Source organism: Pseudomonas benzenivorans, assembly GCF_024397895.1.
GTDB classification, from domain to species: Bacteria; Pseudomonadota; Gammaproteobacteria; order Pseudomonadales; family Pseudomonadaceae; genus Aquipseudomonas; species Aquipseudomonas benzenivorans_A.
In genome coordinates, this window is record NZ_CP073346.1 from 4,258,793 (window position 1) to 4,274,224 (window position 15,432).

Consider the following 15,432-nt stretch of genomic DNA (forward strand, 5'->3'; position numbering starts at 1 on the left):
TTGGCGCTGACGCTTCCTGCCTGGGCGCCGGGCGCGCCGCTCGAACGGCTGCAGCTGGAGTGGCTGGCGCCGGCCGCTATCGAAGTGGCGGTGCTGCGTCTGGACCGGATCGATCCGCTGATCAGCGGCAACAAGTGGTACAAGCTCGCGCCGCACCTGCGCGCCGCCGCGGCTGCTGGCGCCGAGGGGCTGATCAGCCTCGGGGGTGCGCATTCCAATCATCTGCATGCCCTGGCGGCCGCCGGGCGCCGTTTCGGTTTCCCTACCGTCGGCCTGTTGCGGGGGTTGCAGTGGGACACGCCGACCGTGCGTGATCTGCTGGCCTTCGGCATGCAACTGCACTGGCTAGGTTATGGCGGCTATCGCGACCGGCATCGCGAGGGTTTCTGGGCCCCCTGGCGCGAGCGCTATCCGACCCTGCATCCGCTGCCCGAGGGCGGCGGTGGCCTGCCTGGGGCACTGGGCTGCGCTGCGTTGGTGGGCCAGGTCCGCGAGCAGCTCGGCGCGCTCGGCTGGACGGACTACCACGGCTGGTGGCTGGCGGCTGGCACGGGCACCACCCTGGCGGGGCTGGTGCTCGGCGAGGCGGGCGCCCATCCGGTCTACGGCGCCATGGCGGTGCCGGCCGATCATGGCGTCGGGCCCCAGGTGCAGGCGATCCTGGGCGAGGCCGGCAGGACGGATCAGGGCTATGTGCTGGTCGATGCCTGCCGCGGCGGCTTCGCCAAGGTCGATGCGCAGTTGGCCGAGTTCATTCGCACTACTGAGGCGGCCAGCGCTGTGATGCTGGAGCCGCTCTATACCGGCAAGGCGCTAATGGCGTTGCGCCAGCGGGTTGAGGCCGGTTACTTTGCTCCGGGCACGCGCCTGGTGTTCGTTCATACCGGTGGCTTGCAGGGGCGCAGAGCGGGCCTGCTCGGGCAGGCCGCTGCGCAGCCCGTGTCCCTGTCGCCGTCGTCGGACGGCGCCATCGAGCCTGAGACCTGGAGCCTGGAATCGCCATGCGTGAAGCCCTGACCCCGACGCACCTGCGCAGCCTGACACCGCTCAATGTGCTGTCCGAGCAGCAGTGGCGCGAGCTGCGTAAACAGCTGGTGCCGCAGCCTGTGCTGGCCGGGCAGCTGTTGTTCCGCCGGGGCGATCAGGCGCGCTTGACCTACTTCCTGCTGGCCGGCGAGCTGCTGCTGGAGGACGCCCAAGGTCGGCAGCAGCGGCTGGTCGCTGGATCCGAGGCCAGCTGCCACCCGTTGTCGCCCAGTTTGCCGCGCTTGCAGGATGCCCGCGCCCTGACCGATGTCAGCGTGCTGGCGCTCGACAGCGCGACGCTCAACCGCCTGGTGACCTGGCGCCTGGCTTACCAGGACCTGCTGCTCGATCTCGGCCAGCAGTACGACGAGCTGGGATGGCTGGAGCGGCTGCTGGACAACCCGCTGTTCGCCAAGGTGCCGCCGGCCAATGTGCGGGCCATGCTCGAGCGCCTGCAGAGTATCGAGCTGGCCGCCGGCAGTACGGTCCTGCGCGAGGGCGAGGTCGGCGATTGCTGCTATTTCCTCAAGAGTGGCCGCGCCGAGGTGATTCGTGGGGCCGGCACCGACCGCCAGGTGTTGGCCGAACTGGAGGTCGGCGCCTGTTTCGGTGAGGAGGCGCTGCTGGCCGATCGGCCGCGCAACGCCACGGTGACCGTGGTCGAGGACGCGGTGGTGCTGCGCCTGGCGCGTCAGGACTTCGTCGCCCTGCTCAAGGCGCCGGTGGTCAATGAAGTCGGCCTCGGCGAAGCCGCCCGGTTGCTGGCGGCCGGCGCGCAGTGGCTGGATGTCCGGCTGCAGGGCGAGTACGAACGGGCGCACGCCGCCCAGGCCTTGAATATGCCATTGCAGCTGCTGCGCCTGAAGGCGCGCCTGCTGGACAAGGGGCGTATCTACCTGTGTTATTGCGACAGCGGCAAGCGCAGTGCCAACGCCGTATTCCTGTTGTCGCAGCTTGGCTTCAACGGCTACGCCCTGCGCGACGGTCTGGATGCCCTGCCGGCGGTGCAGCGCGACGGCCTGCTGTGCGAGAGCGGGGCCGGTTACCTGGTGCGTTCGGGCGGGCGCACCGAACGCAGTCACTGAGCCAGGAATTCTCCGGGCGCTCCCGGCCAGGCCAGCGCCCGGCGTGAGGCTGGCGCATCAGGTGTCGGCCTGCTCGGGCGGTTGCGCAGGCCATTGGTCACTGACCAGAAACACCCTTTCGGCTTCCCGCCAGGCACCCTGGCTGCCGGCTTGCAAGCGCACCAGCAGCTGGGCGTTGGTTTCGGGCGGCAGCGCTTCGAACCAGTCCTGCAGTGTCTCGGTCGACCAGAGTTCGCTCGTCTCGACCCGTGCCGGCGCGAGCCAGGCGGGGCGGGGCAGGGGTTGCCAGCAGCCCTCGGTGCTTTGCGCGACGAAGCGCGGCCAGTCGCTGCGATGCAACCAGCGGCCTCTCAGGTGCTGCGGGTTGGCACCCAGAGGGGCGCTGCACTGCTGCGGCCAGGGGTAGAACAGGTAGCCGCCGATCCACAGGGCCGCCTTGGCCTCGGCCAGGTCCAATTCGGCCAGCGCGGCGCGGGCCTCGCCGCGGGCGGACAGGGGCAGCTGGTGCTGGCTGAGGTGATCGAGCTTGATGTCCAGGCGGTCATGGCTGCCGGGGCCGAGCCACTGGACCGGCAGCTCGCCGCTGCTGCTCTCGGGGCCGAGATAAAGTTTGACCGCCAGCTCCAGATGGTGCTCGCCTTCATCGTCGCGCAGCAGCAGGTCCAGTTCACCAAGGGTATGGCCGTTCTGGCGGATCGGCAGGTTGGCGGCGAGCAGTTCGATGCCGGGCGCCGCCTGCAGGGCGAACTGCCACAGGCGTTCGTAGTAGAGGCCCAGGCGGCGTACCGAACTCTGCGCCAGCCAGTTGGCCAGCGTGCTGCTGTCACGGTCCAGGCGCAGCAACCAGTCGGCGAGGGCGCCGGGCGAGCGCCGCCAGTGGCTGGCGCTGAGCGGGTGGCGCTGTGGCCAGGGGGTGGTGCTGAGCATCGGCGGCGACAGCAGCACCCAGGCCAGGTCCCGCACCACGGGTTGATGCAGCTGCTGGGGCAGATCGGCAAGCGAGGCGAAAGGCGTCATGCTGGGAGCATAACGCCTAATCTTCGCGCCATGTGCGCGTTTGCTGCGGTTATCGGCTTTCGCCCATAATCGGGGCTCTCTAGATCCTGAGCTGCGGGAGCACCATGGAGCAATTTCGCAATATCGGCATCATCGGCCGCCTCGGCAGCACCCAGGTGCTCGATACCATTCGCCGGCTCAAGCGTTTCCTGCTCGACCGTCACCTGCATGTGATCCTCGAGGACACCATCGCCGAAGTGCTGCCGGGTCACGGTCTGCAGACCTCCTCGCGGAAGATTCTCGGCGAGGTGTGCGACCTGGTGATCGTGGTCGGCGGCGACGGCAGCCTGCTCGGCGCTGCCCGGGCGCTGGCCCGGCACAAGGTGCCGGTGCTCGGGGTCAACCGCGGCAGCCTGGGCTTTCTCACAGACATCCGCCCCGATGAGCTGGAGGTCAAGGTTGCCGAGGTACTGGAGGGCAATTTCCTGACCGAGCACCGCTTCCTGCTGGAGGCCGAGGTGCGTCGCCAGGCTGAGGCGATCGGCCAGGGCGACGCGCTCAACGACGTGATCCTGCACCCCGGCAAGTCGACGCGGATGATCGAATTCGAGCTGTACATCGACGGCCAGTTCGTCTGCAGCCAGAAGGCCGACGGCCTGATCGTCTCGACGCCGACCGGTTCGACCGCCTACGCGCTGTCGGCCGGCGGGCCGATCATGCACCCGAAGCTGGATGCCATCGTCATCGTGCCGATGTACCCGCACACCCTGTCCAGCCGGCCTATCGTGGTGGACAGCAACAGCGAACTGAAGATCGTGGTGTCCAAGGACATGCAGATCTACCCGCAGGTTTCCTGCGACGGGCAGAACCACTTCACCTGCGCGCCGGGCGACACCATCACGGTGAGCAAGAAACCGCAGAAGCTCTGCCTGATCCATCCACTCGACCACAACTACTACGAGGTCTGCCGCACCAAGCTGGGCTGGGGCAGTCGCCTCGGTGGCGGAGGGAACTGAATGTTGCTGGATCCGACTCGTGGCTATGACCTGATCGGTGATATTCATGGCTGTGCCCACACCCTGGAGCGTCTGCTCGATGCCCTCGGCTACCGCCTGCGGGACGGCGTCTGGCGCCATCCGCGGCGCCAGGCGATCTTCCTCGGCGACCTGGTCGACCGCGGCCCGCGGATTCGCGAGGCGCTGCACCTGGTGCACGACATGGTCGTTGCCGGCGAAGCGCTGTGCGTCATGGGCAATCATGAATACAACGCGCTGGCCTGGAGCACCGCGGCGCTGCCTGGCAGCGGCCGCCAGCACGTGCGCGAGCACTCGCCGCGGCATGCGCGGCTGATCAAGGAGACCCTGGAGCAGTTCGAGGCCTACCCGGACGAATGGCGGCAGTTCCTCGACTGGTTCTACGAGTTGCCGCTGTTCCTCGACGCCGGCCATTTTCGCGTGGTGCACGCCTGCTGGGACGCCGGCCTGATCGAACCACTGCGCGCGCAGTTCGCCGATGGGCGCATCGACAAGCATTTCCTCCAGGCCTCGGCCGTGCATGGCAGTTTCGCCAATATGGTGTTCAATCGCCTGCTGCGCGGCACCGACATGCGCCTGCCCCATGGCCTGACCCTGACCAGCGACGACGGTTTCACCCGCTCGCACTTTCGCACCAAGTTCTGGGAAGAGGACCCGCAGACCTACGGCGACATCGTCTTCCAGCCCGACGCCCTGCCGGCGCTGGCCGCGCAGACGCCGCTCTCCGAGCTGCAGAAGACCGAGCTGCTGAAATACGAAACCGACCAGCCCCTGCTGTTCGTCGGCCACTACTGGCGCAGCGGCAAGCCGGCGCCGATTCGCAGCAACCTGGCCTGCCTGGATTACAGCGCGGTGCTCTACGGTAAGCTGGTGGCCTATCGCCTGGATCAGGAACGTCGGCTCGATGCGCGCAAGTTCGTCTGGGTCGAGGTGGAGCGTCCGGAGGCGCCGCGGTGAGCCCGGTGGTGGCCTTGCGTCTGCCGGTGCAGATCGACCTCAGCGCATTCCTCGCCCTGCTGCTGCGCCTGCAGGTGCCCCACCGGGTCACCGAGGAAGCCGGCGAGCAGCTGCTCTGGGTGCCCGGCGAGCCGCTCGCCGAGCAGGTACGCGACCTCTACGCGCGCTATCCCCAGGGCGATCCTGCTGCGCAGCAATCCGACGCGTCGCCGCCGGTGGCAGGTTTCGTCCAGTCCTTGAAGGACAGTCCGCTGACCACCGCCATGCTCGGCCTGACCCTGCTGGTCGCCGCCCTGACCCTGCTCGGTGAGAATTTCGCCCTTATCCACTGGCTGAGCTTCGTCGACTTTCGCATCCAGGGCGATTACATCTATTTCAGCTACCTGCGCGAGACGCTGCAGAGAGGCCAGTGGTGGCGCCTGCTGACGCCGATGCTGATCCACTTCGGCCTGCTGCACCTGGCGATGAACGCGCTGTGGTACTGGGTGCTCGGGCGGCGCATCGAGGCGCGCCAGGGCCCCTGGATGCTCCTGGGGCTGACCCTGGTGTTCGGCCTGTCGGCCAACTTCGCCCAGTACCTCTACGCCGGCCCTTCGCTGTTCGGCGGCCTGTCCGGCGTGCTCTACGGTCTGCTCGGGCATTGCGCGCTGTTTCAGCGCCTGGCGCCGAGCGCCGAATACCGCCTGCCGCCCGGCCTGCTGGCGTTGATGCTCGGCTGGTTGCTGCTGTGCATGACCGGCATCTTCGAGCTGCTGCAGCTGGCCGCCATCGCCAACGCCGCCCATGTCGGCGGCCTGCTCGCCGGTTGCCTGACCGGACTGGCGGGCGGTTTACTGGCGCGCCAGCATCGCTAGCAGGCTGGTAAACTGCCCCTTTGTTCGCGGAGTCACCCATGTCGTCCTTTCTGCAAGCCATTGAAAACATCACCCCGGAGATCTACCAGAGCCTGAAACTGGCGGTGGAAATCGGCAAGTGGCCGGATGGCCGCAAGCTCACCCAGGAACAGAAGGAGTTGACCCTGCAGGCGCTGATCGCCTGGGAAATCCAGCACCTGCCGGAAGACCAGCGCATCGGCTACATGGGCCCGCAGGAGTGCAGCTCCAAGTCCGCGCCGGTGCCGAACCTGCTGTTCAAGACCTCGGGAAGCCTGCACTGATGAGCGAACTGGGACGTGGCTCGTTGAGCAAGATGGCGGCGCGCCTGGACGCGCCGGTGCAGTACGCCTTCCGCCTGGACGAGCAGGAGCTGCCGGTCAATCCGCTGATCGGCAAGACGCTGCGCCTGGAGTACCTCGGCGCCATTCACTGCACCCATTGCGGGCGCAAGACCAAGACCAGCTTCAGCCAGGGCTACTGCTACCCCTGCATGCAGAAGCTGGCGCAGTGCGACATCTGCATCATGAGTCCGGAGCGCTGTCACTACGACGCCGGTACCTGCCGCGAGCCGAGCTGGGGCGAGCAGTTCTGCATGACCGATCATGTGGTCTATTTGGCCAACTCCTCCGGGATCAAGGTCGGCATCACCCGTGCGACCCAGGTGCCGACGCGCTGGCTGGACCAGGGCGCGACCCAGGCGCTGCCGATCCTGCGGGTGGCGACCCGGCAGCAGTCGGGCTTCGTCGAGGACCTGCTGCGCAGCCAGGTGGCGGACAAGACCAACTGGCGCGCGCTGCTCAAGGGCGACGCCGCGCCGGTCGACCTGCCGGCGGTGCGCGATCGGCTGTTCGACAACTGTGGCGAGGGGTTGCAGGCCCTGCAGCAGCGCTTCGGCATTCAGGCGATCCAGACGCTCGACGATCAGCCGGTGGTGGAGATCGTCTTCCCGATCGAGGCCTACCCGGCCAAGATCAGCAGCTTCAACCTGGACAAGAACCCCATCGCCGAAGGCACGCTGATCGGCATCAAGGGCCAGTACCTGATGTTCGACACCGGCGTGATCAACATCCGCAAATACACCGGCTACCAGCTGGCCGTCTTTCAGTAGCCCAGCAGACCAGCCGCTCAGCACCCATTTCGCAGATCGGGCCGAACCGGGCCCTGAACCAGAAGGGCCACAAGCCATGCGTACCGAACAACCGAAGATGATCTACCTCAAGGACTACCAGGCGCCGGACTATCTGATCGACGAGACGCACCTGACGTTCGAGTTGTTCGAGGACCATAGCCTGGTGCATGCCCAGCTGGTGATGCGCCGCAACCCGGCGGCAGGCACTGGCCTGCCACCGCTGGTGCTGGACGGCCAGCAGCTCGAGCTGCTGTCGCTGTCGATGGACGGCGCCGAGCTGGGTGCCGCCGACTATCAGCTGAGCGACAGCCAGCTGCGCCTGCAGCCCAAGGCGGCCAGCTTTGTCATCGACAGCAGCGTGCGCATCCATCCTGAGAGCAACACCGCGCTGGAGGGGCTGTACAAGTCCGGCAGCATGTTCTGCACCCAGTGCGAGGCCGAGGGCTTCCGCAAGATCACCTATTACCTCGACCGCCCGGACGTGATGAGCAAGTTCACCACCACGGTCAGCGCCGAGCAGCATCGCTATCCGGTGCTGCTGTCCAACGGCAACCCGATCGCCAGCGGCCCGGAGGAGGGCGACCGGCATTGGGTGACCTGGCAGGACCCCTTCATGAAGCCGGCCTACCTGTTCGCCCTGGTGGCCGGCGACCTGTGGTGCGTGGAGGACAGCTTCACCACCATGAGCCAGCGCGAGGTGGCGCTGCGCATCTACGTCGAGCCGGAAAACATCGACAAGTGCCAGCACGCCATGGACAGCCTGAAGAAGTCGATGCGCTGGGACGAGGAAGTCTACGGTCGCGAGTACGACCTGGACATCTTCATGATCGTCGCGGTCAACGACTTCAATATGGGCGCCATGGAGAACAAGGGCCTCAACATCTTCAACTCCAGCTGCGTGCTGGCCAAGGCCGAGACCGCCACCGATGCCGCCCACCAGCGGGTCGAAGCGGTGGTGGCCCACGAGTACTTCCACAACTGGTCGGGCAACCGGGTGACCTGCCGCGACTGGTTCCAGCTGTCGCTCAAGGAAGGCTTCACGGTGTTCCGCGACGCCGAGTTCTCCGCCGACATGAACTCGCGCACGGTCAAGCGCATCGAGGACGTGGCCTACCTGCGCACCCACCAGTTCGCCGAGGACGCCGGCCCCATGGCCCACCCGGTGCGCCCCGACGCCTTCATCGAGATCTCCAACTTCTACACCCTGACGGTCTACGAGAAGGGCTCGGAAGTGGTGCGCATGATCCACACCCTGCTGGGGGCCGAGGGCTTCCGCAAGGGCAGCGACCTGTACTTCGAGCGCCACGACGGCCAGGCGGTGACCTGCGACGACTTCATCAAGGCCATGGAGGACGCCAACGGCGTCGACCTGAGCCAGTTCAAGCGCTGGTACAGCCAGGGCGGTACGCCGCGCCTGAGCGTCAGCGAAAGTTACGATGCCCAGGCCCGGACCTACAGCCTGAGCTTCAAGCAGAGCTGTCCGCCCACGCCGGGGCAGAAGGACAAGCAACCCTTCGTGATTCCCGTGGCCCTCGGCCTGCTGGATGGCCAGGGTGGCGAGATGCCGCTGCGCCTGGCCGGCGAGGCCGCCGCCGGCGGCACCTCGCGGGTCGTCGCGATCGACCAGGCCGAGCAGGTGCTGACCTTCCTCGATGTCGCCGAGAAGCCGCTGCCGTCGCTGCTGCGTGGGTTCAGCGCGCCGGTCAAGCTGGGCTTCCCCTATAGCCGCGATCAGCTGATGTTCCTGATGCAGCACGACAGCGACGGTTTCAACCGCTGGGAGGCCGGCCAGCAGCTGGCGGTGCAGGTGCTGCAGGAGCTGATCGCTCAGCACCAGCGCGGCGAGGCGCTGGTCATGGACCCGCGTCTGACCGCCGCCCTGCGCACGGTGCTGGAAGATGAACAGCTGGATCAGGCGATGGTCGCCGAAATGCTTTCCCTGCCCGGGGAGGGCTACCTCACCGAGATCAGCGTGGTGGCCGATGTCGACGCCATCCATGGTGCCCGCGAGTTCGCCCGCCGGCAGCTCGCCGAGGCCCTGTTCGAGCCGCTGTGGCAGCGCTATCAGGCCAATCGCGAAGTGTCCCGCAGCAGCCCCTACGTCGCCGAGGCCGAGCACTTCGCTCGCCGCAGCCTGCAGAACATCGCCCTGTCCTACCTGATGCTGGGCGACCAGCCGCAGGTGCTGGCCGCCTGCCTGGAGCAGTTCGAGGTGTGCGACAACATGACCGAGCGCCTTGCGGCTCTGGCGGTGCTGGTCAATTCGCCGTTCGAGGAGGAGAAGGCCAAGGCCCTGGCCAGCTTCGCCGACTTCTTCAAGGACAACCCGCTGGTCATGGATCAGTGGTTCAGCGTGCAGGCCGCCAGCAGCCTGCCGGGCGCGCTGGAGCGGGTGCAGCAGTTGATGCAGCACCCGGCGTTCACCCTGAAGAACCCGAACAAGGTGCGCGCCCTGATCGGCGCCTTCGCCGGGCAGAACCCGGTGGGCTTCCACCAGGCCGACGGCAGCGGCTACCGCTTCCTCGCCGATCAGGTGATCACCCTCAACGCCCTCAACCCGCAGATCGCCTCCCGTCTGCTCTCCCCGCTGACCCGCTGGGGCAAGTACGACAGTGCCCGCCAGGGACTGATGAAGGCGGAGCTGGAGCGCATCCTGGCGTCAGGCGAGCTGTCCAGCGATGTCTTCGAGGTGGTCAGCAAGAGCCTCGCCTGAGTCCCACGGGCGTCACTCCGAAGCGTTACCGGCCTCGCCCGGTAACGCTTTTTTGTTACCTAAAGGAAGCTGACGCGCCTGTAACCGCCGTTTTCTACCACGAATGGTCCGGTGCGCCTGCGACTCCCCAGACGCGGGCGCTGTCGGGGCCGCGAATGCTGGCTGCCGACTGTTGGATTGTCGGACAGGAGGAGGGGTGTTGAGCGCGCAATTCTGTCGATTAGGTCGGTGGCTGCACGGTCACGAAATGGCTTTACGGCCGTCGTCTCTCGTTGTCGGCTGTTTTTAATACGAGCGTTTGAATTGGCACTATGGTTGCACCTTTTGTCCGGAAAGGCGGCAGTTGTGGCCTCAGCCGCAGCCCTCGCCTGGCGAGCGAGCGCCAGTCCCGCGAACCTGCTGCATCGGCCAGAGCTGCCTGAAGCGATCACCTCGGCGGCGGCCTCATGCGCCTTTGAATCCCGACCAGCAATCTGCCCGGCCCGACGAAGACTGACACGGAGAATAACGATGCTGCAAAAGCACAGCTTGATGGGGGCAGTCATTGCCCTGGCACTGGTTACCGGTCACGCGATGGCCGCGGTTTCGTCGCAGGAAGCCGCCAAGCTGGGCGCCAGCCTGACGCCTTTTGGCGCCGAGAAGGCCGGCAACGCCGCCGGAACCATTCCCGAGTGGACGGGCGGGATCACCGAGACGCCGGCCGGCTACAGCAAGCCGGGTCAGCACCATGTCGATCCATTCCCCGGCGATAAACCGCTGTTCACCATCACCAAGAGCAACCTGGAGCAGTACAAGGACAACCTGACCCCGGGTCAGATCGCCCTGTTCAACGCCTACCCCAGCAGCTACCAGATGCCGGTGTACCAGACCCGTCGCTCCGCATCGGCGCCGCAATGGGTCTATGACAACAGCATCAGGAACGCCAGCACCGCCCAGTTGCAGGATGGTGGAAACGGCTTCTCCGACGCCTACGGCGGTATCCCCTTTCCGATTCCGCAGAGCGGCGTCGAAGTGTTGTGGAACCACATCGCTCGCTACCGTGGCAACTACATCGTGCGCAGCGCTTCGGAAGTGGCGGTGCAGCGCAACGGCAGCTACGCCCTGGTGACCTCGCAGCAGGAGGCGCTGTTCAAGTTCTATGATCCCAAGGGCTCCTACGCCAAGCTGGATAACACCCTGTTCTTCTACCAGTCCTTCACCAAGAGCCCGGCGCGCCTGGCCGGCGGTGCGGTGCTGGTGCACGAGACCCTGGATCAGGTCAAACAGGCGCGCCAGGCCTGGGGCTACAACGCCGGTCAGCGCCGCGTGCGGCGTGCGCCCAACCTGGCCTACGACACTCCGATTGCCGCGGCGGACGGGTTGCGCACGGCCGATGACACCGACATGTTCAACGGCGCCCCGGACCGCTTCGACTGGAAGCTGGTGGGCAAGAAGGAAATCTACATTCCCTACAACAACTACAAAGCCACCAGTCCTGAGGTCAAGTACGAGGACTTGCTGCAGGTCGGTCACCTGAATCCGGCGTTCACCCGCAATGAGCTGCATCGGGTGTGGGTCGTCGAGGGCACGCTGAAGGCCGGCGCCCGGCACATTTACTCCAAGCGCACCCTGTACCTCGACGAGGACAGCTGGCAGGCCGCGGTCGTGGACCAATACGACGGTCGCGGCGAGCTGTGGCGGGTATCGGTGGCCTACCTGAAGAACTACTACGATCTGCCAACCACCTGGTCGGCGCTGGACGTGTTCCATGACCTGCAGGCGCGTCGCTACCACGTGCAGAACCTCGACAACGAAGAGGCCAAGACCATCGATTTCAGCCAGGAGGTGCCGTCCGACAGCTATTTCAAGCCGGCAGCCCTGCGGCGTCGGGGTATTCGTTGATAGTCATGTCGCCGGAGGCGGAAGGCCGCTACAGTGGTAGTGGCCCTTTCACCTCGGCGGACCAATGGGGCTGTCAAGCACGCGGATTCCCTTAACAAAACATAACGTCCTGGCGATTGTCAGGGCTTTCCAATGCTCAGTAGCATAGGCGCCTGCCAACAGGCACCACCACCTATAACAACAAGGGGGAAGGTATATGAGTGAGCCCGTCATGCGGCGCACCCAGGTCGGTCATCCTGCGCGACTGCCGCGTACACCGGCGTTCCGCGTCCACTCGCCGCTGGCTAGAGCGCTCTCGCTGTGCAGTGTGCTGTCCGTGCTGACTTTTGCTGCCATGCCCCTTCAGGCGCACGCCGCCGATGCCGCCGTCCGCTATTCCATCGAGTCGCCCAAGGCGGCGCAGCGTCTGCTGCTGGATGTGGTCAGCGCCGGCAAGCGCCTGGTCGCGGTAGGTGATCGCGGCCACATCCTCTACTCCGATGACAACGCAGCCAGCTGGACCCAGGCCAAGGTGCCGACCCGGCAGCTGCTCACCGCAGTGTTCTTCGTCGATGACCAGCATGGCTGGGCGGTCGGCCACGACGCGCAGATCCTCGCCAGCAGCGACGGCGGCGCGACCTGGGTCAAGCAGTTCGAGGACCGCGAGCGCGAAGCGCCGCTGCTCGACGTCTGGTTCCAGGACCGCAACAACGGCTTCGCCGTCGGCGCCTACGGTGCCCTGCTGCAGACCCAGGATGGCGGCGCCAACTGGGAAGACGTCAGCGAGCGCATGGATAACGAAGACGGCTACCACCTCAACGCCATCGTTGCGGTCAAGGACGCCGGCCTGTTCATCGTCGGCGAGCTGGGCGCCATGTTCCGCTCGCGCGACTGGGGGCAGAGCTGGGAGACCCTGCAGGGCCCCTACGAGGGCTCGCTGTTCGGTGCCCTCGGCACCGGCGAGGCGGATGGCCTGCTGGTCTATGGCCTGCGCGGTCACCTGTTCCACTCCGCGGATTTCGGCGACAACTGGCAGCAGATCGTCGTCGATACCCCGAACAACGGTGCGCTGGAGTTCGGCCTGGCCGACGGCGGCCTGCTGGCCGATGGCTCGATCGTGGTGGTCGGGCATGGCGGTACGGTGCTCAAGAGCACCGACAACGGCCGCCACTTCAGCCTGACCAACCGTCCCGACCGCCTTTCGCTGGCCGGGGTCACTGCACTGGATAACGGCAATCTGATTCTGGTAGGGCAGGGCGGCGTCCATGCCGCCACGCCGACTGGCGCCGAACTGGGCCAACAAAAATAAGCCGGGAGCCTCTGCATGAGTAAGCATCAACACCAACCCGCGTCTCTTCTCGAGCGGCTGATTTTCAACAACCGCCCCGCCGTGATCCTGCTGTGCCTGGTGATCAGCGTATTCCTGTTCTACCAGGCCTCCCAGGTCCGTCCGCAGACCAGCTTCGAGAAGATGATCCCGCTGGGTCATCCGTATATCCAGAAGATGCTCGAGCACCGCAACGACCTGGCCAACCTGGGCAACACCGTGCGCATCTCGGTGGAAGCGGTCGATGGCGACATCTTCAGCAAGGAGTACATGGAGACCCTGCGTCAGATCAGCGACGAGGTCTTCTATATTCCAGGCGTCGACCGTTCCGGCCTGAAGTCGCTGTGGAGCCCCAGCGTGCGCTGGACCGAGGTGACCGAGGAAGGCTTCGCCGGCGGCGAAGTGATTCCGCAGACCTATGACGGCTCCGGCGAAAGCCTGGAGGAGTTGCGCAGCAATATCCTCAAGTCCGGACAGATCGGCCGCCTGGTGGCGAACAACTTCAAGTCGAGCATCGTCGATGTGCCGCTGCTCGAGTCCTATCCGGACCCGGAGGATCAGAGCAGGCAGATCCGCCTGGACTACCAGCAGTTTTCCCACGAGCTGGAAGAGAAGATTCGCGAGAAGTACGAGGCGCAGAACCCCAACATCAAGGTGCACATCATCGGCTTCGCCAAGAAGGTCGGTGACCTGATCGACGGTCTGGTCGGTGTGGCGCTGTTCTTCGCCGCGGCCATCGGCATCACCCTGGTGCTGCTGCTGTGGTTCACCCGCTGCCTGAAGAGCACCCTGGCGGTGTTGCTGACCACCCTGATCGCGGTGGCCTGGCAGCTCGGCCTGCTGCACACCCTGGGGTTCGGCCTCGATCCCTATTCGATGCTGGTGCCCTTCCTGGTGTTCGCCATCGGCATTTCCCACGGGGTGCAGAAGATCAACGGCATCGCCATGGCCTCGGGGGAGGCGCCCGATGCGCTGTCCGCCGCGCGCATGGCCTTCCGTCAGCTGTTCATTCCCGGCCTGGTGGCCCTGCTGTCCGACGCCGTGGGCTTCGTCACCCTGCTGCTGATCGACATCGGGGTGATTCGCGAGCTGGCCATCGGCGCGTCCATGGGCGTGGCGGTGATCATCCTGACCAACCTGATCCTGCTGCCGGTGATGATTTCCTATATCGGCATCAGTCCGAAGGCGGTCAAGATCAGTCGCGAGGAAGCGGCCAAGGACCATCCGCTGTGGCGCCTGATCTCCAATTTCGCCCACCCGCTGGTGGCGCCGATTTCCGTGGTAGTCGCCCTGGCCGCGTTCGGCGGCGGCATCTGGTACGGCCAGAACCTGAAGATCGGCGACCTCGACCAGGGCGCCCCGGAGCTGCATCCGGACTCGCGCTACAACCTGGACAACGACTTCGTCATCCGCAACTACTCGACCAGCTCCGATGTGCTGGTGGTGATGGTCAAGACCGCCACCGAGCGCTGCTCGACCTATCCGGCCCTGACCGCGATGGACGAGCTGATGTGGCAGATGGAGAACACCCCGGGGGTGCAGTCGGCGATTTCCATGGTCACGGTGTCGCGTCAGGTGATCAAGGGCATGAACGAGGGCAACCTGAAATGGGAAACCCTGTCGCGCAACCAGGATGTGCTGAACAACTCCATCGCCCGGGCCGACGGCCTGTACAACAGCGATTGTTCGGTGGCGCCGGTGCTGGTGTTCCTCAATGACCACAAGGCCGAGACCCTGGAGCGGGCGGTCAAGGTGGTCGAGGCGTTCGCCGAGGAGAACAACACCGACAACATGCAGTTCATCCTCGCCGCGGGCAATGCCGGCATCGAGGCGGCCACCAACGAGGTGATCGCCGCGTCCGAGACCACCATGCTGGTCGCGGTCTATGCGGCGGTGAGCTTCATGTGCCTGCTGACCTTCCGCTCCATCGCGGCCACGCTCTGCGTGATCCTGCCGCTGGTGCTGACCTCGGTATTGGGCAATGCGCTGATGGCCTACATGGGCATCGGGGTGAAGGTCGCGACGCTGCCGGTGATCGCCCTCGGCGTGGGTATCGGTGTCGACTACGGCATCTACATCTACAGCCGCCTGGAGACCTACCTGCGCCAGGGCATGCCGCTGCAGGAGGCCTACTACGAGACCCTCAAGTCCACCGGCAAGGCGGTGCTGTTCACCGGCGTGTGCCTGGCCATCGGCGTGGCCACCTGGATCTTCTCGGCGATCAAGTTCCAGGCCGACATGGGCCTGATGCTGACCTTCATGTTCCTCTGGAACATGATTGGCGCGGTCTGGTTGCTGCCGGCCCTGGCACGCTTCCTGATCAACCCGGAGAAGCTGCGGGCCAAGTCGCTGGCACCCGCCACCGCCTGATCGGTAGCAGCAATACAAGAAACCGCGGCCTGATGCCGCGGTTTCTTGTTTCTGCTGGTT

12 protein-coding genes are annotated in these 15,432 nt (G+C 65.8%); 11 read left to right on the forward strand and 1 reads right to left on the reverse strand.

Going from position 1 to position 15,432, the window contains the following annotated elements:
- Together KDW96_RS20030 and KDW96_RS20035 are read left to right on the forward strand one after the other, a co-directional pair.
- Positions 1-1,017, forward strand: a complete 1,017-nt coding sequence (locus KDW96_RS20030) for a 1-aminocyclopropane-1-carboxylate deaminase/D-cysteine desulfhydrase (RefSeq protein ID WP_255837971.1) — start codon at positions 1-3, stop codon at positions 1,015-1,017.
- Positions 1,002-2,111 carry a cyclic nucleotide-binding domain-containing protein gene (locus tag KDW96_RS20035; protein ID WP_255837972.1) on the forward strand — a complete coding sequence of 370 codons (1,110 nt, stop codon included), beginning with the start codon at positions 1,002-1,004 and terminating at the stop codon, positions 2,109-2,111. The genes KDW96_RS20030 and KDW96_RS20035 overlap by 16 nt, the downstream gene beginning before the upstream one ends.
- A 57-nt stretch (positions 2,112-2,168) precedes the next feature.
- On the opposite strand, the gene KDW96_RS20040 is transcribed toward KDW96_RS20035, so the two are convergent.
- The gene (locus KDW96_RS20040; RefSeq protein ID WP_255837973.1) at positions 2,169-3,128 is read right to left on the reverse strand and encodes a DUF1853 family protein; all 960 of its coding nucleotides are present in this window, start codon (positions 3,126-3,128) and stop codon (positions 2,169-2,171) included.
- 104 nt (positions 3,129-3,232) lie between these two features.
- On the opposite strand from KDW96_RS20040, the gene KDW96_RS20045 reads away from it, so the two are divergent.
- From KDW96_RS20045 to KDW96_RS20085, 9 genes are all read left to right on the forward strand, one after another.
- Entirely contained in the window at positions 3,233-4,123 is an 891-nt protein-coding gene (locus KDW96_RS20045) for an NAD(+) kinase (protein WP_255837974.1), read from the forward strand.
- Positions 4,124-5,098, forward strand: a complete 975-nt coding sequence (locus KDW96_RS20050) for a metallophosphoesterase (protein WP_255837975.1) — start codon at positions 4,124-4,126, stop codon at positions 5,096-5,098.
- On the forward strand, positions 5,095-5,952 hold the full coding sequence (locus KDW96_RS20055) for a rhomboid family intramembrane serine protease (protein WP_255837976.1): 858 nt from the start codon (positions 5,095-5,097) through the stop codon (positions 5,950-5,952). The genes KDW96_RS20050 and KDW96_RS20055 overlap by 4 nt, the downstream gene beginning before the upstream one ends.
- Positions 5,953-5,990: 38 nt before the next feature.
- A complete protein-coding gene (locus tag KDW96_RS20060; protein WP_255837977.1) occupies positions 5,991-6,254 on the forward strand; it encodes a YeaC family protein in 264 nt (87 codons plus the stop codon).
- Positions 6,254-7,081, forward strand: a complete 828-nt coding sequence (locus KDW96_RS20065) for a DUF2797 domain-containing protein (protein WP_255837978.1) — start codon at positions 6,254-6,256, stop codon at positions 7,079-7,081. Before KDW96_RS20060 ends, KDW96_RS20065 begins: the two co-directional genes overlap by 1 nt.
- Positions 7,082-7,157: 76 nt before the next feature.
- Entirely contained in the window at positions 7,158-9,815 is a 2,658-nt protein-coding gene (gene pepN, locus KDW96_RS20070; RefSeq protein ID WP_255837979.1) for an aminopeptidase N, read from the forward strand.
- 510 nt (positions 9,816-10,325) lie between these two features.
- Positions 10,326-11,696, forward strand: a complete 1,371-nt coding sequence (locus KDW96_RS20075) for a DUF1329 domain-containing protein (protein WP_255837980.1) — start codon at positions 10,326-10,328, stop codon at positions 11,694-11,696.
- Positions 11,697-11,892: 196 nt separating this feature from the next.
- Positions 11,893-12,984 carry a WD40/YVTN/BNR-like repeat-containing protein gene (locus KDW96_RS20080; RefSeq protein WP_370295214.1) on the forward strand — a complete coding sequence of 364 codons (1,092 nt, stop codon included), beginning with the start codon at positions 11,893-11,895 and terminating at the stop codon, positions 12,982-12,984.
- A gap of 15 nt (positions 12,985-12,999) precedes the next feature.
- Positions 13,000-15,372: an efflux RND transporter permease subunit gene (locus KDW96_RS20085; RefSeq protein WP_255837981.1), complete on the forward strand. Its 2,373-nt coding sequence runs from the start codon at positions 13,000-13,002 to the stop codon at positions 15,370-15,372.
- The last annotated feature ends 60 nt before the right edge of the window (positions 15,373-15,432 follow it).

Excerpts from the sequence above, each read along its gene's own strand:
- KDW96_RS20065 (WP_255837978.1), top strand. The coding sequence starts at position 6,254 with ATGAGCGAACTGGGACGTGGCTCGTTGAGCAAGATGGCGGCGCGCCTG.
- KDW96_RS20060 (WP_255837977.1), top strand. The coding sequence starts at position 5,991 with ATGTCGTCCTTTCTGCAAGCCATTGAAAACATCACCCCGGAGATCTAC.
- KDW96_RS20045 (WP_255837974.1), top strand. The coding sequence starts at position 3,233 with ATGGAGCAATTTCGCAATATCGGCATCATCGGCCGCCTCGGCAGCACC.
- KDW96_RS20040 (WP_255837973.1), bottom strand. The coding sequence starts at position 3,128 with ATGACGCCTTTCGCCTCGCTTGCCGATCTGCCCCAGCAGCTGCATCAA.
- KDW96_RS20085 (WP_255837981.1), top strand. The coding sequence starts at position 13,000 with ATGAGTAAGCATCAACACCAACCCGCGTCTCTTCTCGAGCGGCTGATT.
- KDW96_RS20080 (WP_370295214.1), top strand. The coding sequence starts at position 11,893 with ATGAGTGAGCCCGTCATGCGGCGCACCCAGGTCGGTCATCCTGCGCGA.
- KDW96_RS20035 (WP_255837972.1), top strand. The coding sequence starts at position 1,002 with ATGCGTGAAGCCCTGACCCCGACGCACCTGCGCAGCCTGACACCGCTC.
- KDW96_RS20075 (WP_255837980.1), top strand. The coding sequence starts at position 10,326 with ATGCTGCAAAAGCACAGCTTGATGGGGGCAGTCATTGCCCTGGCACTG.
- pepN (WP_255837979.1), top strand. The coding sequence starts at position 7,158 with ATGCGTACCGAACAACCGAAGATGATCTACCTCAAGGACTACCAGGCG.
- KDW96_RS20050 (WP_255837975.1), top strand. The coding sequence starts at position 4,124 with ATGTTGCTGGATCCGACTCGTGGCTATGACCTGATCGGTGATATTCAT.